This is a genomic window from Flammeovirga agarivorans, from assembly GCF_012641475.1.
In the GTDB taxonomy this organism is placed as follows: domain Bacteria; phylum Bacteroidota; class Bacteroidia; order Cytophagales; family Flammeovirgaceae; genus Flammeovirga; species Flammeovirga agarivorans.
On record NZ_JABAIL010000001.1, the window covers coordinates 1116286 to 1135576 of the forward strand.

Sequence of the window (19291 nt, forward strand, 5' to 3'; positions counted from 1 at the left end):
AAGCTTTTGTTAGTTATTACATCACGTTATTGTATTGTTATTATTTAAAACGGAGTCACAACAATTAGGTTGGAAGGATCGACAATGAATTAATATATTTTGGCCTTTTATAAAGCAATTTTAAAAAGACACATTGTTAAAGATTAATTTTAACAAAAAAAGCCCTTCCAATCTGGAAGGGCTTCATTTATTGATGCTAAACTATTAATTAGTTCAGTTTCATGTCTTCAATAATCTTCGCTACTTTTTCTTCTAAGGCAGCATCTGCAGAATCAAACTCATCCGCTGATGCAATAGAAGTGTTTACACTAAAGTAGAACTTGATTTTAGGTTCTGTACCAGAAGGTCTAGCAGAAATCTTGGTTCCGTCCTCTAAGATAAACTGTAATACATTCGATTTCGGAAGGTTGATAACTGACTTCTCACCTGACGTAAGGTCTGTAGTTTCAGAAGATTGGTAATCTCTCATCTCAAGAACTGTAGATCCGTTAATTGTTGCAGGAGGGTTAGCTCTAAGATCTTTCATCATTTGAGCGATCTCTTCCGCACCGGACATACCTTTCTTAGTGATTGAGATTAATTTCTCTTTGAAGTACCCATGCTCTACATAGATGTCGATAAGTTGATCAAACATAGACTTACCTTCATTTTTGTAGTAAGCAGCCATCTCACAAATCATTGAAGAAGCAGCGATGGCATCTTTGTCTCTAACAGAATCACCAATTAGGTATCCGTAAGACTCTTCACCACCTACGATAAAGTTTTCTTTACCTTCTTTCTCCTTGATTACTTCTGCGATGTATTTGAATCCAGTCAATACATTGTAGCAAGGCATTCCGTTTGCTTTTGCAAAACGATCGATAAGATCTGTAGTTACAATTGTTTTACAAACGAAATCATTTGGCTGTGCTTTACCTGCTTTCTTACGAGCAGAGATAACATAGTTAAATAATAACGCAGCTGTTTGGTTACCATTTAGTAATGTCCACTCACCTTTATGGTTTTTGATAGCAATACCTACACGGTCAGCATCAGGGTCAGTACCTAAAAGAATATCAGCATCAATTTCTTTAGCTTTTGCTAAAGCCATGCTCAATGCTTCAGATTCTTCAGGGTTTGGATAAACAACAGTAGGGAAGTTACCATCTACTACTGCTTGCTCCTCAATAATATGTACATTTTCAAATCCTAATCTCTCTAAGATTCTAGGAACCATTGTGATACCTGTACCGTGGATAGAAGTGAAAACGATTTTAAGATCTTTTTGAGCTTTAATTGCTTCTGGTGAAACAGCTAAACCTTCAAGCATTTTTAAGTAAGGTTCATCAACTTCTGCGTTGATTTTTACAACCTTACCTTCTCCACCTTCCCATTTAACATCATCAACGCTAGCGATCTTACGTACCTCAGCAACGATATTTCCATCGTGTGGAGGAACTACCTGACCACCATCAGCCCAATAAGCTTTAAAGCCATTATATTCTTTCGGGTTATGTGAAGCAGTTAGTACAATACCAGTGTGGCAACCTAATTCTCTGATTGCGAAGGATAATTCAGGTGTAGCTCTTAATTCGTCAAATAAATAAACTGTGAATCCATTTGCTGCTAGTACGTTTGCTGCTACTTCTGCGAAAAACGAACTGTTATTTCTACAATCGTAGGCAATAGCGGCTTTTGGAGATTCGTTCACTTGGGACTTTACATAGTTTGCAAGACCTTGAGTTGCCATACCAACTGTGTATTTGTTCATACGGTTAGTACCAACACCCATGATGCCTCTTAAACCACCAGTACCGAATTCAAGTGATTTGTAAAAACTTTCGTTTAGTTCTTGTGGGTCTTCAGCCTGTAATCTCTTAATTTCTGCTTTTGTTTCCTCGTCATATGAGCCTTCCAGCCACTCAGAAACTTTTTGGTTAATTACTTGATCCATTTTGCTGTTTTAAATAGTATTTGTTGTCAATTAATCGTCTGCAAATTAACGTATAAAATTGAGTAGATAACGCTGATATAAATCAATTTTTATTAAAACGGTCTTATTTTTTCTTTATTAAAATAAAAAACATTTAATAATTGGATGAATTGTATATAATAGAAGTATACCACCCGAATCAATCGGTTGCATTATTCATCACAAAAGCTATCTATGATATCTTATTATGACATATTAGAAATACCTGAAAACGCTACCAAAAAAGAAATTAAAGCTGCTTATAAACGGATGGCTAAAAAGTATCATCCAGATAAAAACCAAGAAAATGATAAAGCCTCGGAAGTTTTCAAATTGGTTGTAAATGCCTATGAAAATTTGATGAATGACTATCAAAGAGAATTATATGATAATTGGTTGAAATATCAGCAAGAAATACAAACAAGTTCAACAGAAGAAGAATTTGAAGAGGAAGATACTGAGCCAATTATAAGTACTGTACAACAGCAAAAAGAAGAGGATAAAGAGATTTTAAAATGGGCTTCAGTTGGAGCTGCCGTCTTTTTTGTGATTGTATTGTCATCAATATTCGCCAATCAGTATATAAAACATAAAAACATTCAAGAACAATTAGAAAGTGAACAAAAAGCAATTTCTACAGTATTAAACTATACTGAAAAAGGGCAGTATGGTAAAGCATTGATCGCTGCTAGAAACATTGAAAATACATTACAAATCTTATCTGATAGGGGAGATATCCTTTACGATAGTTTAATGCAAGAGGTTGATGATGCATCACTCTACTTTTTTCAAAACAAAGAATACTATCAAGTCATTCGACTATTGGAAGAAGTAGAAAAGGAAATAGGGAAAGGGATGCCTCAAGAACTTTATTGGCGTTTAGCGGTCTCTCAATTTAATACTCAGAAATACGAAAAATCTATTTATACGTTTAATAAGTTAATAGAGAAAAATAAGTTTGATTTTAAGGCACATATGGGTTTGGCAGAAGTGTATTCCACAGGTTTAAATGAACCAGAAAATGCCATTAATGTATTATCTGGTGCGGCTTTATTGACAAATGATTATTACAAGGATACTTACGGAGGAGCTTATGCTGTTGTTTTGGAAGCGAAAGATGTTCCTGAAGATCACTTTAGTATATATATCTTAAGAGCAAGACTATTAAGAACATTAGGTAGACATGAAGAGGTAGTAAGAGATTGTAGGTGGGCAAGTAGACTGAGACCTGAGGATTATAGGGCCTACTATATGTTGGGGGAAAGCTTGTTGGCCTTGGGTAGAAATGGAGAAGCATGTAGTGCATTTGAAGATGCTTCCAATTTAGGGCATATGGCTTCCAGTATCCGAAAGGACGAAATTTGTATGAAATAAAAAAACCTTTGCATGTTGAAACATACAAAGGTTTATCATGAGTTTTACTCACTTATGTATTCCTTATTTCTAGTTAGGGAATAACTTGGTGCGGATGTCCTCAATTCTCATTAGTAATTCAGAATCCGGCTTAGGATATTCATTTTCTAGCTGAACAGGCTCTGCACTTCTGCTCGGTCCATAGATACGCTTACTGTTTAAGTTAACGCCTGGGTTAGGAGCATGGTTATGCTGACCGAAACACGAAGTTAAAGTCGCTAAAAGAGCAAGAACGCTACTATAAATAAAAAACTTTTTCATAAAACTTGATAGTGTTTGTTTGACTTAATGCGCATAGTCAAAGGCAAAATTAAGTATTCAAAGTAGAATCACAAGGTTTAACCCGATAAAAATCATACTCTTTAATTGAGATAGCTTATTTAATAGTCAAAGTACTTTGTTAAATAAAAAAATGTTGTGAATAGCATGAAATTTCACAGTCTGATATTCACTAATTCTTTATTCTGATGCATGAAATTTTTAACTGAAAAAAGATAAATGCACGTTATTTGCTTAAATTTATATGATTTATTGAAGATGTTGAAAGGTAGAAATTTAGATTTCTGATAAATATGATCTAAATTCTGTGTTTCAAATATATTTGACACTATCTTTAAGATAATGTAGAGATCCTTTGACAAAAGTTTTGACATGAACAAAAAGCCAAATCTAGCTGCAATAGAAATATACTCTGAAAAAGTTGCTGATGCTATATGCGACGATTTCTTTTCTGAAAATGATTATATAACTGGAATTCAAATCACAAAGCTTACAGAGATTGAAAGTGTAAATCTGTTTGTTTTAAAGAGAATATTTGAAAACTGGCAAAAAGAAGCGATCAGAATTCAAAGTCCTTATTTTGATTATTCTTCCGAGGCAGTTCGTTCATCGTTATCACATTTAATGAATGCACTGTCAAAGAACATTCATATCTCAAAAATTCATTTTCTTCCATTACTTCAGAAAGCAGTTAGAGATGTTTTAATTCTTACTTTCTCTCCTGATATATTTTTTGAAGAGTTTTTTGGTGTTCAAGGGATGAAAATTCCTTTGAAAAATTACTTGATTCCGATGTTTGGGTATATCAAGATTCATCCAAAACTTACAAAGGAAGTACAAGATGCAATAGAAGAAGAGGCAGGGATCAATATCAAAAGAACTGAAGCAATTAATATTGCTAATAATATTATTCGTAAACATCCAGAACTACAAGATAGCCCTAAAGAAATTGTGGCATCATTTAATGAAATTGTTCCTGTAGGTCTGTTTGAGTTACACCCTTCATACTTAGATGAAGCTCCTTCTGAGGATTTAATCGCAGAAACTAAATCTGAGATTGAAGAGACTCCTAAAGTGGATATAGAAACTTTCTCTACAACTGTGGTGAATATTGATGACACCATTAACGAAACTATTGAAGAGAAAGAAGAAGTAGAGGAGGAGTCTCCTGTTCAGGAGGAAACTCTTGAAAACAAAACAGAGGTAGATACAAATGAGGTGACTTTCGAAACACCAACTTTTGAAGAGCCTACGTTTGAATCTGAAGTGGTGACGGAAGAGGAAGCGGTGGTTGAATCAGAGCCAGAATCTGAATCGATGGATGACTTAATTGCAGGTTCTTTAGAAAGCTTCTCTGAAGATGAAGTGAAAGAGGATAATCTTGATGATTTTATCGGCGGTATAGAAGAAATTAGTTTTGACTCAGAACCTGAGATTGAAGAAAAAGTAGAAGAGCCTGCACCTGTAGTTGATGAAACTCCAGAAACAGAAGTTAGAGAAGAAGTGACAGCAGTTGTTTCTGAACCTGAAGTAGTGCAAGAAGATGTTACTTCAAAAATATTAGAAGCACATGTTGCAGATGAAGAGCCTCAGAACTTATTACAGAAGCTTCAAGGGGATGCAGCTGCATCTGAAAATAATATCAAGGACTCCATTAATATCAACCAAAAGTTCTTATTCCAAAAAGAATTATTTGGTGGAAACCCAGATGTTATGAACTTGGCAGTTGAAAGATTAGATGCTTGTGAAGATTATACATCCGCGATTAGTTTGATAAAATCTGACTATGCAGTTAAATACGAGTGGGACTTTACTTCTGAAGCTGTTGTTAGTTTTATCTCTTTAGTGGATAACAAGTTCTAGAAATAAAGTATATGTCTAAAAAAAATCCCTAGTCATTTAATGGCTAGGGATTTTTTTGATACCTCATTTTTCGTTTCAACATGTTCTGTTTGATCTTACTGAAATCAGCTTCAGGAATAGCTTTTATCAGCTTCCTAGTAATATCAGCTTGAGGATCTTTATAAATATCAGAAGATAATCCCCATTCTTTAATTTCTCCTTTTTCCATAACGATAATTCGGTCTGCGATAAATTTCACTACAGCCAAGTCGTGGGAGATAAATATATAGGTAAGATTAAACTTCTCTTTTAGATCTTGTAATAAATTGAGTACAATGGCTTGTACAGAAACATCCAAAGCAGAAACAGATTCATCACAGATTATGAATTTTGGATTTGTTGCTAAGGCTCTTGCGATACAAATACGTTGTCTTTGCCCACCAGAGAATTCATGAGGGTATCTATTCATATAACTCGCAGAAAGACCAACAGTTTCTAGTAATCGAATAGCTTCTTTCTTTCTAGTTGTATCATCAGAATAGATATTATGTACCTTCATTGGTTCCATCAGAGCTTGCCCGATGGTAAGCCTTGGATTTAGAGAAGTATAAGGATTCTGAAAAATAATCTGAATATCGCTTCTTAAGTTGTTTAGCTCTTTTTTCGAGATATCCAATAAGTTTCTTCCTTCAAAAATCACTTCTCCAGAAGTGGGAGAGATCAATTGAAGGATACTCCTTCCAAGTGTTGTTTTTCCACAACCAGAAGGGCCTACTAAACCTAAAGTTTCTCCCTCGTGAACAACAAAAGACACATCATCTACAGCAGTGTAAGTTTTAGTGACTTTACCCCAAGCATTTCTTTGAGTAACAAACTCTGTTGTTAGGTTTTTTACTTTTAAGATTGGAGTCTTATCCATAATGGATTTCTGTCTATCCACAACTACTTTCTCATCTTGGGCATTCATCATTAATGCTTGTCCTACAGATAAGAATCGAGCTTTAGAATGACTGCGGTTATGCTTGTCTTCTAAGAAATCGTTTAAAGTTGGAAGTCTTTTTAACTCAATATCCATCCTTGGTCTACAAGCTAGTAAACCTTTTGTATAAGAATGTTGAGGATTAGTAAAAACTTCTAGTACTGTACCATGTTCTACTACTTTTCCTTTTCGCATAACAACAATACGATCAGCCATTTGAGCGACGATAGAAAGGTCATGTGAAATGAAAATAGTAGATGTATTACGAGTCTCTTTAAATTTCTCAAAGAGATCTAATATTCCTTTTTGAGAGGTGACATCAAGTGCAGTTGTAGGTTCATCTGCAATCAGAAGGCTTGGGTTACAAGCAAGAGCAATAGCAATTAATACCCTCTGTTTCTGTCCTCCTGATAATTGGTGAGGATAGGAATGGAAAACTTTATCAGGATTTTTTAATTGACATGTAGCGAACGTTTCTAATGCGATTTTTTTAGCTTCTTTTCTATTCACATTTTCATGGATTAGTAAAGTTTCAACTAATTGATAACCACATGTTAAAGCGGGGTTAAGAGAACTCATTGGGTCTTGAAAAATCATTCCAATTTCATGTCCTCTAATGTCTCTAATATTCTTTTTAGTTATTTCCAGTAGATTAATACTCCCATAGTTAGGAGAGTGAAAAATAATTTCACCTTTATCAATCTTACTGTTTTTACCTAATAACTGAAGCATAGACATCGCAGTTACGGATTTACCGGAACCTGATTCACCTACAATACCTAACGTTTCTCCTTTTCGCAATACAAAACTAATGTCTTTTACAGCTGGTGCGGAGCCTCTTTCCTCATGATTAAAGGATATGGATAGGTTTTTTACCTCAAGTAGTATATCAGAGTTGTTTTCGCTCATGCTTTAATTAAAAAATCTATTGGCGATAAAGTTATAAATAAAAATAAATACAATGCCCACTTTTTGATTTTATTCTCTTTTATAACCCTAAAACTCTATGCCAATTACTGTAATATCATCCCTTTGGGGGATAGTTTTTTGATGGACATCTAATGCAGCTTCAATTAAATCGCCCAAGTCTTCAATAGGTTGGTCAATATGTTGACGGACAAACTTCTCGAAATAGCGACGACCAAACTTATCGTTTTTCTCGTTGTTCTGATCTAGGATACCATCAGTAAGCATTAACATGGCGTCTCCTTCTTCTAAAACAATTTTGTTGCATTCAAATTCTCGGCCGACTCTTTGTTTACCTCCAATGGATTTTTTACTACCTCTATGTCTTTCTAGAACTCCATATTTTCTTCTGATGATATAGATGTCACTTTTCGCACCTGCAAATAAAATTTCAGGATTACCCTCTTTATTGGTATATAATTTACATAAGGCGATATCCATCCCGTCATTAATAGAGTTTTCTTGTTGGCGTAAGTAGGCAATAATTCTTTGATTCAACATCTCTAAAATAATGGCAGGGTCTTGTGATAGACGTTTGTCGAGAACTTCTTGAAGAATCGTTTTACCTATCATTGACATTAATGCTCCTGGTACACCATGTCCTGTACAGTCTACGCAAGCAAAAAATTGATGTGTTTCTTGATGTATATCTTTCACTTCGCCGAACCAATAAAAGTCTCCACTAACAATATCTTTTGGCCTGTATAAGGTGAAGAATTTTTTGAATTTACTCTCTAATAAATCCATTGGCGGAAGAATGGCATATTGAATTGTCTGAGCGGCTCTTAAACTATTAGTGATTTTCACATTCTGATCATTCACTTGAGTCATGGCATTATCCAGCTCTTCTTTAACCAATTCTACTTTTTGTTTTTGTAAGTAAGTTCTTCGAATAATCATCATTAACCCCACAATCAATAAGAACAAACCGAAGATCGATACTCCATACATCAATGCTTCTTTTTGATATTTTTCATGAGCCAACTGATTATTCTCTTTGAACTGAGACATCCGTTGTTCTTTCTGCTCTAATTTATTTCTTAACACATTGATCATGGATAGCATTGAACTATCCTGAGCAGTGAACACAGAATCCTTTACTTGTGTTAATTTGTCTTCCAAACGAGTTAATTCTGATCTTAGAGAATCAATTTCATATTGAGCAATTAGTTCTTTGTTTTCTGTTTTTTCGTAAACACTCAAGAAGTCATTTCTGATCGACAACTCTTCTCTTCTTTGTTCGATAGATTTAATGCTACTAGGATCAGCGGCTGCGGAAACTTCAATATTTTCTTCTGGTTCCTCTTCCACTTTAACCGTCATGGTAAGCGTCCTCTGTAGAGGATCAAAGCTTCTTCTTAATACTTCATAGGAATGAATAAGGACAAGACTTTTTGAAGCTTCAAATTCATTGAATGTCATTCCCACCTTCATAGAAGTGTAACCTCTATCATTTGTAGAAGTGAATTTACCATCAACTAAAATTAAAGCATTGGGAATAAGGTTGCCGTTTTGATCTTGTACTCTAAAGCCAACATTGGAAATAGTCTGTTGGTTAGAAACTTTCATTTCAATGTATTGAGAAAGCTCTCTTCTTTCTTGAGCAAAACTTTTTAAAGTTCTACCAGGTACAGTCACTTCAAAGTTTCTTTTCAATCGAACTCCAATTGGAAAAGTGATAGTGAATGAACCATCAGACTTTGTATTGGTACTAAATAGTTTGTTGTGTACTAAAATATGGATTGACTTGTTGGGAATTGGTTGTCCGTCTTCGTTGTAAACAATCCCTTCCAAAACATCCTGAAGCTTTTCTCTAATAGTGATATGAAGAATACCGTCTTCTAAGTACCAAGACTCTAACTCCATGTCTTCTTTGGCAATAGAAACATGTCTAGGGTATTTGAAAATACCTAGTTCGCGTTTAATGTTATAAGAAAACTTACCATTTTTATCAGAGATATAAGTTTTATTATTGACTGTCACATTTACACCTTCAACTGGGAAACCGTTTCTTGTCACATTTCCGATAATCTTATTTTCGTTAATGGGTTTGTTGACTGTCATATCTACGCCTTGTTTTAAACCTAACTGAGGGTTGAAGTCAAAACTGTTATGAACAGTAACGGAAATTGTTGTTGGAGCCTGTGCATCTACAATACCATCTTCAATATCTTTTTCTTTTAGAACGTAGAAATGGTTCTCCTCATTTTTATTATTTCGTACACCTATTTTAATCGCATAGGTACCTTCATGAAAAATATTAGAATTCTTCTCTACGGTAATAATGAAGTTATTGTCAAGATCTGCTAATAATGAATATTTTCCTTTTTCGTCGGTAATGGTTTCATAAATGTTGGACTCTGATTGTAGCCTAACATTAGCGTTAATAAAAGGGGTGCCATCATTTTGTAAAACAAGGCCATTGATTCTTACTTTATTAAAGAAAAATACTTGGTATATATCTAATTGACCAATACTATTGGTTCTTGCGGAAGAAAAGTAACCCAATTTTCCATACATACTGAAATATATATCGTCAGAAGTAGAATTAATGGGATGCCCTAAATTTTGTGGAGTGGTCCATTCTCTTTTGATAGAATCATAAACAGATCTGAAAATGTCATAACCACCCATTGAATTGTGCCCTTGAGATGAAAAGAATAATTCTCCGTCATCACTTAGGAATGGAGAATCCTCATCGTATGGAGTGTTGAGTTCCTTTAATGGTATTGGTTCTTTCCATTGTTTCTTTTTCGGGTTCCATGTAGTTTGGTAAAGATCTAAGTCTTCATGATGTCCATGACCTCTAGATGCATATATCAAAGTTTGATGATCTTTACTGATGTATGCATGGGTTTCTTGAGCAACCGTATTTACTCCTTTAAGTGGTATTTCAGGTCCCCACTCACCATTGCTTAATGTTCTGGTATATAAATTCCCATCACGGTATAATATCGCCTTGGTATCTTCATCGTACAATTGTACAGTAGCATCATGTCCATCAGAAGATAACTCTTGAACGCTAATAGGTGTCGCCCAATCATCATTCTCGTCCATATAGGCTTTGTAGATCTTCTCCAAATAATCAACATCTGTTTTCTTATCAGGTAGTTCAGCTACGCGAGTAAATAAAAACGATTGATGATCTTTAGTTAGTGTTATGCTATGTTCATTGGCAGGAGTGTTTACAATACCTCCCAAATGTCTTACAATAACATTGGTACCACTTTTTAAAATCTTCTTAGCATGTTTAATTCGATTCTTTAGGTAATTGATGTCCTCAATTCCATTAGGATATAAAGACGCTTGATAAAGGGCATCTTCTGCTAAGGTTAATTTTGTGAGATACAAATACCCTTCAGCTAAATAATAATAATAATCTGAGGTTTGAGCGGACGCAGATTTCTTAATACTTTTTAGTAAGTCCACACCTTTTCCAGACTGATTTGTTTTGATATAACAAACCGCCAAGCTGTAAATATAAGACTCGTTGGTTGGATCCATTTTTACTAATGGTTCCATGTAACTTAATGCTTCTGAATAATGATGCTCTTCGTAGGCCTTTTTTGCTAACCTTTCAAAGTTTTTATTTTCTTGAGCAATCACAACAAAAGTAAAGAGTAACAGCAGGGTAGTATATATTAGTTTTTGTAAGAACATTAAATAGTTTTGGTAGCAAGCTATAATTGAAATATGAGTTAACGGACGTAGCACTAAAAATTTAAAAATTGTTTAGCTTACCATCTACAATTATAAACAATTTACATATAAGTAAAAATATATGATATTGAAATAGTTCAATAATGTAAGAAATATAAGGGTTATTGTAGTAATCTTTCCAAATAATTAGATTTTTAGCCCAAAATTAGCTCATTTGCATAATTACCCATAAACTTCACATTTTTCGAAATTCTCATAAACTGATTAGTAATCAAGACATAATCTGACAAGATTTTAATGAGGTGAGATTCCTTGATATTATTACTCAATTCTTCTTCTCTTTCTTTTTTGATTTGCTCAGTTTCTTCTATCAACATTGTTAAGTGATCTGATAAATTGGGTATGATTTCGATAGGCTTCTGCTGCTCTATTCCTTCGATAATACTATTTAGTTGTTGTTGTATGTCTATTATAAAGTTCTGTAAATCAGGTATTGGGTGTTTTTTTGAAAGTCGTTCAGCATTAGAGGCAAGGGTGGCAGTGTGAGCAAATAGCATTCTACTTGCTGCAATAAATTCATATAAACTACTACTAGGAACTTGGTTGTTCTTTGGATCATTCAGCATAATCTGGAAGCTGACGGCAAGATTAGCATTGGCAAGTTGTGCTTTCTTTCTAGCTAATTTGTAGTTGTGTTCATCTAATTCTGAGTACCCAGTATAGACTGTTGCGACCTCTGAAAAATAGGAACAAGCAGAACGAGTGGCTTCAATAATTTTGTTATTTATCTTCTTGATTTCAAATTCTGGATAAATGAAAATACTAGTCAGAAACGCAATTATTCCACCTAATGCGGTATCTATAACCCTGTAAAGTGCAATTTTTTCTGTAAATGGAACAGAAAGTGAGATCATTAATAGGATAAAAGGAGTCAGTAACATCATCCCTAATCTATAGTCTTTGCTTAGGGTTGAAAATGTACCCACACCAAAAATCAATAAGAAAATAATATATATATGCGAAGCATTAAATGCTTTTAAAAGGATGGCAGAAATGATGATTCCAAACGTTGTTCCTATAATTCGTTGTAGCATACGCTGCTTTGTGATGGCAAACGAAGGCTTTAAAATTACAGATATAGAAAGCCATACCCAGTAACCTCTGTCTAGGTCTAAAAAGTTGGCAACAACATACCCAAGGAGCATGGCAATAGAAATACGAATTGCATGTCTAAAGTGACTAGAATTAATCGTCAAATGGTCTTTTAAAGTACCTTGATCTGTAGAAGTAATAAAATTGGGTAATATTAAACCATTTGCAAAACCCTTATTGTTGTCGTTTTTAAGGTCTGTATAAGTGGCTGTTTCACTAATTGTGCGATCAATTCTGTTGAAATTCCGAATAATATTTTTGACCTCAGCGAAGACATCAATAGGTATTACTCTGTCTTGATCATCTCTAAGTGATTCAAAAATATCCTGTACTTCTTTAAAATCATCTAAATGTCTAGGTATTTCCCCAGTAGGCTTACGTTTGGTGATATGCTTCCCGAGGTATGCCAAATTATTTCCCATATCATTAAAAATAGAAGACATCTTTGGAAGTAGGGGAGTATCCTTAAATTGTTTGGAAAGTTCTTGATAAGAATAATGTGTAGCAGATGCCTTTTCAAAAATATCTGTGGAGGCTCTTAATAGTAGTATTAAAGATCGTCCTAATGGAGTGGCCCCCTGTAAAGCTGATCGTTGTGTGAGTAACAACGTTCTTACTTCTTCTTGTTTATGGTCAATTTGAGTTTGCAATTGAAACAACTTGTTCTGTGCATCATTAGAAATATCACCATTAAACAGAGAGGCTTTTATTTTGAAGTACTGAGACATCAATACATAACATTCTCCTAATAGTTTTTCGATGCTTGCATAGGGGCGGATTTGCCAAAGTACCAATGAATTTAAACTATACCATAATCCTCCTGCTAAAAGATAAAGAGCTAGCGAAGGAAGGTCACTTATTGGCTCTCCAAAACCAACACCTAAACTTATGGCAATAAGTACACTATTACCAATCATTGTCGCTCGGTTACCAAAAATGCTAATAATTGCAGAGGCAAAAGAAATGATTGTTAGGTATAATGCCGCGATGATTGGCCATTGTATGCATATTGCCATTCCGATAGCGGCAATAGTATTGAGGAAGGATCCTCCAATAAGTCCTTTTGCTTTCTCAGACCATGTACCGGGTGAATCAGATAAACCAACACATAAAGCACCAATAGCAACAATGGTTCCTGTACCAATTCTTTGAAATAGTAGACCAATGACAAGTGGGAGAACGATACTCCAAGTCATTCTTAGTCCATTAGAAAAATTTATGCTGCGTAAGTAAGTACTAATATGGTTCATATATGGAATTGATAAAGCAGAACAAAAGTACAAAAGTATTCTGCCTTTAAGATTTACTAAAATGAAAAATTGTTAATAATCTTGATGAATTTTACAGCTATTTAATATAGTGAATCTTAATCATTTAGCTTACAGTATTTTATAGTTATAGATCCTTAAAATCAATCAATGAATATTTTTGCGATAAAGTTGCAAAAGCAAAATAATTGATCGTAATTGCGACCATATTGCAAGAACATCAAATTTACAAACAATGAAATTCGTTAATTTATTAGCAATCTTATCTATCCTAGCATTTGCATCATGTAACAATGATGACAACGAGTCAAACCCTTTACCGACAATTGAAGATTACACAATTGAGCATGCAGAGGAACATTCACATGAAAGAGCATCTAGCGAGGATGAAGGTGAAACTGTAGTAGCTCCAGGTGAGGAGTTAGCTGTGACTGCAAAATTATCTGGTAATAAACTAAGTTATGTACAAATTGACATTCACTGGGGTGAAGGTCATGACCACGATAGAGTAAAAAGTACTGATGACGGTGAGTGGAGCCAAAAAATCACTTACTGGTTTGGTAAAACTGAAGAAGATGCTGGACCAAACGATATCATCTTATCATCTGTTAATCCTGATTCTTGGCCATTTGATGCACACATCGATGTTCCTGAAGAGGTAGATGGTGTTGAAACAAAAGCAGGAGACTACCACTTTGTAATGTATTTAGTTGATTTAGAAGGTCAACAAACTACTCAAGCACTTACGGTAGAAGTACACCACGAAGATCATGATCACTAAAATTTACTAGTGATTTAAAAGATATAGAAAAGCCTTTCTGCAGTTTAGATGTGGAAAGGCTTTTTTCGTCAACGAATCTTAAATAAAGTAACGGTGTTCACTAAAGTGTCGTTAGGAAAATAGATTTTATACAATCAATTTTTTTATTTCGATTTTTTAGAAATCTGTTATGATTTTCAACTCGCTAGAATTTGCTATTTTCTTACCCATAGTATTTCTCCTTTATTGGTTCGTACTCAATAAGAATTTAAAGCTTCAGAATTTATTTATAGTAATTGTCAGCTATATATTTTATGGTTGGTGGGATTGGCGATTTTTGTTTTTAATTGCCTTTAGTTCATTAGTGGATTTCTTTATTGGAGTCCAACTTTCTAAAACGGATACTCCAAAACTCAGAAAATTATTGATGGGCATTAGCTTGTCAGTCAATTTAGGCTTTCTAGGTTTCTTCAAGTACTTCAATTTCTTTATTGATAGTTTCGCATCAACTTTTACATTTTTTGGAATACCGTTTTCTCCGACCCATTTAAATATTTTATTGCCTGTAGGGATTAGCTTCTATACTTTCCAAACGTTAAGTTACTCTATAGATGTTTATCGAAGACAGCTTGAGCCTACAAAGGATATTATTGCATTTCTTGCTTTTGTGAGTTTCTTCCCACAATTAGTAGCTGGCCCTATTGAGAGAGCAACGCATTTATTGCCACAATTCAATAAGAAACGAGAGTTCAATTATGCGTTGTCAGTAGATGGATTAAAACAAATTTTATGGGGATTAGCTAAGAAAATTATTATTGCGGATAATGCTGCAGAATTTGCCAATCTTATTTTTAATAACGCCGATCAATATCCTGGTAGTGTTAAGTTAATAGGTGCAATATTCTTCTCATTACAGATTTATGGTGACTTCTCAGGGTATTCAGATATCGCAATTGGTACTTCCAAGTTATTCGGATTTGACCTAATGCAAAACTTTGCTTTTCCTTATTTTTCTAGAGATATCGCAGAGTTCTGGAGAAGGTGGCATATTTCTTTAAATACATGGTTTAGAGATTATTTATACATTCCCTTAGGTGGAAGTAGAGGTGGGTTATCTAAGAAAGTCAGAAATACTTTTATTATTTTCTTGGTCAGTGGCTTCTGGCATGGAGCAAATTGGACCTTTATTGTATGGGGAGGATTAAATGCATTATACTTTTTACCTCTTTTACTAGCGAAAAAGAATAGAAATAATATTGGAGTTGTTGCTGAAGATAGAGTATTCCCCAATGCTCAAGAAGTTTTCCAGATGCTTAGAACATACTTGTTAGTAGTATTAGCATGGATTTTCTTTAGAGCTGAAAGTGTTCCTCATGCCATATCGTTTATTGATGGAATCTTCTCTACTTCTTTCTTTACTTTTCCATCGGCTACTTACTTTGCAGGTCAGAATTTATCCATCTATACAATGGTGGCGTGTATTATCGTATTCTTTGTGATTGAATGGGCCGGTAGAAGAAATATTTATGCAATTCAGCATTTCAATTTAGGTCACGTGACCGTAAAGTGGAGTTTCTACTATTCTTTAATCTTCTGTATTTTCCTATTTATGGGGAATGAGCAAGACTTTATCTATTTCCAATTTTAACCCATTATGAAACTATTTAGCTTAAAAGTATTTCTTTTTCTATTACCCATCTTTATCATGATGTTTTCAGAAGAGTATATGTTAAGACGTATTCCTAATGATTACACAAAAAAAAGAGAGGTGATGTTGGATAAAGAACAGGAGTTTCAAGTATTGTCACTTGGAAGCTCTCATACATATTATGGGGTTGATCCTCAATACTTCGATTTAGCTACTTTTAATGCAAGTCATATTTCTCAATCTGTAGATGTTGATTACATACTTGTTCATGAGTATTTAAAAAATAAGAAATCGATTAAATATGTCACATTACCGATCGACTATCAGTCTCTTTTTAGAAGGTTGAGTAAAGGCTCTACAAACTGGAGAATGAAAAACTATGTATTGTATTATGATCTAGCAGAGGTCGATAACTTTAAGAACAACTTTGAAATTATGAACTTTAATTACAAAGTGTCTTTAAGCAGACTCTTTAATTATTATGTAAGAGGGAAAGATGAAGTCACGTCAGACCAAAAAGGTTTTGCTCACATTCATGTTTCCAATAAAAGTGACCTTCAATTAGAAGAAGAGTTGAGAGCTTCAGCAATCAAAACAGCAAAACGCCATACAGCGGCTTCTGATGAACATTTCGAGTATAATACACAGGTGTTGAGAGATTTAGCTAAAGAATTAAAAAAACAGGATATCACTTTAGTGTTGTATACTTCTCCATGTCATTCTTCTTATGTAGAATTATTGGATGAAAACCAGTTGTCTAAAACATTAGACTTTGCTAACTCATTTGCAGGTGAATATGATAATATCCATTATGTCAATTACCTTCAAAACCCAATTTTTAAAACAAGAGATTTTAGTGATTCAGACCATTTAAATGAGGAAGGAGCACATAAATTATCAGTATTATTAAATCAGGAAATCAATAAGCTGGAAAAAGCTATATAATATCGGTTTGTAAAAACGAAGAATCCATTAGAGTCCATAAAAAGGCTTTAATGGATTTTTTATCATTCTCTTTTAATGGAATGCCATTAATCAATGTGGAGTCTGTTGATTTAGAAATCAATATGCCTTTCTCGTAATGATCAAACACATCTTCAATGTCTTTAAATCTACCATCATGCATATACGGAGCAGAGGCAAAGATATTTCTTAGGGTAGGGGTTTTATATTTTCCCATGTCTTCCTCTTTTAATGTAATTCTAGCTCTACCTTGAAATAAACCCTCTAATGTGTCAGAAAAGACGGTGTCTAACCCATTATTATGGTAATCAAAGTCTGTAAAAAAAGGAGGAGTATGGCAACTACTACAATGGTTATTAAAAGCAATTTGACCTTCTTTTTCTAATGGAGTAAATTGATATTTACCTTGTAACTGTAAATCATAATTGCTTTGATTACTGATAAGTGACCTGCAATATTGTGCTAGTGCTCTAACCAAATGAGCACTTTTAATTTCTTGTATCCCATAGGCAGAAGTGAACCTCTCTTTGTATTCTTGTGATGCATTCAAATAGTTTACCACCTCTTTTAAGTCAGCAGACATTTCATTTTCATGAAGTAGTGGTCCATAAATTAAAGATTCAATGTTTTTGGCACCACCTTCCCAAAACCACCCTTTGGCCCAAGCTATATTGATTAATGGGGGAGTGTTTCTATGTAGTTTCTTCCCTGAAGCCCCGTTGTGGCTAACTGCTACATTCTCTCCAAAATTATAGGCTGAAAGATGGCAAGTGCCACATGAAATGTTTTTTCCCTTGGATAAGTTCGTATCATGAAAAAGCAGCTTTCCAAGAGCTACACGATCTTCCTTCATAGAATTCCTCTCAGGAGCAGGGATATTTTCATATGAAATGACAGAAGCTTGTGATTTACTCTTTTCTGAGGAATCACAAGCTTCAAATATTAAGCTACAAACGGAGAGGAGAATTACTGTGCAATAATATCTTTCCATACGAACATCTGAGCATAATTGTCGGCGATTTTTTGAGTATTAGGACCAAACATTGTGTCTTGGTCTGTATCATCATTTAGGTCAATGAAATTTGTTTTTCTTTGATCTTCCGGTAAACCATATTCTGATTTATCACCAAAGACAAAATCTACATTAACATCTAATTCAATAACAATATTGGGAGTACTACCAAGGTTTAATTCTTCGTCACTAAACTTTACAGTCCTGTAATTAGCATCACCTCCGATATGGTAGGTTAAGCCTTTCGTCGCTACACTATCTACTAAGTGTATGCCTTCAAGAAGCATAAATTTATATCCTGTATTCCAGTTCCAAGCCATTCCATTGGCAGGGTCTAGATCGCCCACTTGGTCTGTATTGTAATTGGCGGCATTGTCCACACCTACAGAAAATTGGAGCTCAGAATATGCTTGATTCGGTAATCCTGTAATTACAATAGAAGTATCGCTTTGTTCAATTACTTCTAATAAGTGATAACTGTCTTTTACCTTATAGAAATTAGTACCTGATGTATCTCTTAAAGTAATATTAGAAATGTACATCCTGAAATCACTAAGTGTATAGTTTTGGCCTAGTGCATTGATGTATTGTCTGTTGTATTCTAGTGGAGCCCTATCATGTAAGAAGTTGAATTGTATGGTAATAGCACCTGTACCATCAACATCAAAGTTTTCCTTGTATGTATCACAAGAGGTTAAAAAAATAAGGCTAAAAAATAAGAGTAATAACGTATTCTTCATTTTAGAATTTCTTTTTGTACATCATAGATTCCACAGGTTTCATGGTTCTATTAATGTATTTTGCGTCTTTCTTGAAGTGATAAAAATTTTGAATATCTCCATCAACCTTTAAATAAAAAAGTTGACCAATTGGCATGTTTTTATAAACCTTTACTGGTTGTGCGACACTGATTTCTAGTGTCCATGTATTACAGAAACCGACATCTCCGGCTCTTGAGTTAGCATTGATGCTGATCCCCAATCTACCAACACTCGATAAACCTTCTAAAAAGGCTACATGTGCCAGTGTTTCTGTATACTCTTTGGTAACGCCCAAATAAATTTTACCAGGATGTAAGATAAACCCCTCATCAGGAATCTCAAAAGTATCAATCTCATTATGCATTTTAGCATCTAGAACATCACTTTTGTACATCGCTAAGTGACGACCCAAATGAACATCATAAGAATTGGTACCCAATGATTCTTGGTCAAAAGGTTCAATCAAGATATTTCCGCTCTCGATTTCCTGTAAAATTTGTGAGTCTGAAAGAACCATCTTTTAAATTAAAAATCTGGAATAAGATAAAATTAGCAATAAATATTGAAGAATTAAGATTTATGAGTTAAGATTTAAAATTTCTTTTTCTATTGATTTCTAAGGGTTCAAAATCAGATA

General features: G+C 34.2%; 13 protein-coding genes. 5 read left to right on the forward strand and 8 right to left on the reverse strand.

The genetic code is table 11. From position 1 onward, the window contains the following. Window positions 1–208: 208 nt before the first annotated feature. Window positions 209–1933, reverse strand: coding sequence for a phospho-sugar mutase (locus tag HGP29_RS04570; protein ID WP_168881164.1), 1725 nt, complete (start codon window positions 1931–1933; stop codon window positions 209–211). Window positions 1934–2146: 213 nt separating this feature from the next. Between HGP29_RS04570 and HGP29_RS04575 the strand changes: the two genes are divergently transcribed. Continuing rightward, on the forward strand, window positions 2147–3325 hold the full coding sequence (locus HGP29_RS04575) for a J domain-containing protein (RefSeq protein ID WP_168881165.1): 1179 nt from the start codon (window positions 2147–2149) through the stop codon (window positions 3323–3325). Between the two features lie 69 nt (window positions 3326–3394). Here HGP29_RS04575 and HGP29_RS04580 read toward each other — a convergent pair whose 3' ends face one another. Further along, on the reverse strand, window positions 3395–3625 hold the full coding sequence (locus HGP29_RS04580; protein WP_168881166.1) for a hypothetical protein: 231 nt from the start codon (window positions 3623–3625) through the stop codon (window positions 3395–3397). A gap of 390 nt (window positions 3626–4015) precedes the next feature. Between HGP29_RS04580 and HGP29_RS04585 the strand changes: the two genes are divergently transcribed. Then, a complete protein-coding gene (locus HGP29_RS04585) occupies window positions 4016–5506 on the forward strand; it encodes a hypothetical protein (RefSeq protein ID WP_168881167.1) in 1491 nt (496 codons plus the stop codon). Window positions 5507–5549: 43 nt separating this feature from the next. On the opposite strand, the gene HGP29_RS04590 is transcribed toward HGP29_RS04585, so the two are convergent. The 3 genes from HGP29_RS04590 to HGP29_RS04600 form a co-directional block, all read right to left on the reverse strand. Beyond that, on the reverse strand, window positions 5550–7373 hold the full coding sequence (locus HGP29_RS04590) for an ABC transporter ATP-binding protein (protein ID WP_168881168.1): 1824 nt from the start codon (window positions 7371–7373) through the stop codon (window positions 5550–5552). A gap of 87 nt (window positions 7374–7460) precedes the next feature. Further along, window positions 7461–11090, reverse strand: a complete 3630-nt coding sequence (locus tag HGP29_RS04595) for a SpoIIE family protein phosphatase (RefSeq protein WP_168881169.1) — start codon at window positions 11088–11090, stop codon at window positions 7461–7463. A gap of 194 nt (window positions 11091–11284) precedes the next feature. Beyond that, a complete protein-coding gene (locus HGP29_RS04600; RefSeq protein WP_168881170.1) occupies window positions 11285–13438 on the reverse strand; it encodes an FUSC family membrane protein in 2154 nt (717 codons plus the stop codon). A 307-nt stretch (window positions 13439–13745) separates the two neighbouring features. On the opposite strand from HGP29_RS04600, the gene HGP29_RS04605 reads away from it, so the two are divergent. The 3 genes from HGP29_RS04605 (at window position 13746) to HGP29_RS04615 (ending at window position 16863) form a co-directional block, all read left to right on the forward strand. Further along, window positions 13746–14291 (forward strand): DUF4625 domain-containing protein, encoded by a 546-nt coding sequence (locus tag HGP29_RS04605; protein WP_168881171.1) that lies wholly within the window; start codon window positions 13746–13748, stop codon window positions 14289–14291. A gap of 169 nt (window positions 14292–14460) precedes the next feature. Then, a complete protein-coding gene (locus HGP29_RS04610; RefSeq protein ID WP_168881172.1) occupies window positions 14461–15918 on the forward strand; it encodes an MBOAT family O-acyltransferase in 1458 nt (485 codons plus the stop codon). Between the two features lie 6 nt (window positions 15919–15924). Further along, entirely contained in the window at window positions 15925–16863 is a 939-nt protein-coding gene (locus HGP29_RS04615) for a hypothetical protein (protein WP_168881173.1), read from the forward strand. Here HGP29_RS04615 and HGP29_RS04620 read toward each other — a convergent pair. Genes HGP29_RS04620 through dcd form a run of 3 tightly spaced genes read right to left on the reverse strand, consistent with a single transcriptional unit; the run spans window position 16856 to window position 19171 of the window. Further along, complete coding sequence (locus HGP29_RS04620; RefSeq protein ID WP_168881174.1) at window positions 16856–17872, reverse strand: cytochrome-c peroxidase; 1017 nt, start codon at window positions 17870–17872, stop codon at window positions 16856–16858. The genes HGP29_RS04615 and HGP29_RS04620 overlap by 8 nt on opposite strands. Then, window positions 17848–18633, reverse strand: a complete 786-nt coding sequence (locus tag HGP29_RS04625; RefSeq protein ID WP_168881175.1) for an MbnP family protein — start codon at window positions 18631–18633, stop codon at window positions 17848–17850. The genes HGP29_RS04620 and HGP29_RS04625 overlap by 25 nt, the downstream gene beginning before the upstream one ends. A 1-nt stretch (window position 18634) precedes the next feature. Next, window positions 18635–19171 carry a dCTP deaminase gene (dcd, locus tag HGP29_RS04630; protein ID WP_168881176.1) on the reverse strand — a complete coding sequence of 179 codons (537 nt, stop codon included), beginning with the start codon at window positions 19169–19171 and terminating at the stop codon, window positions 18635–18637. Between the last annotated feature and the right edge of the window lie 120 nt (window positions 19172–19291).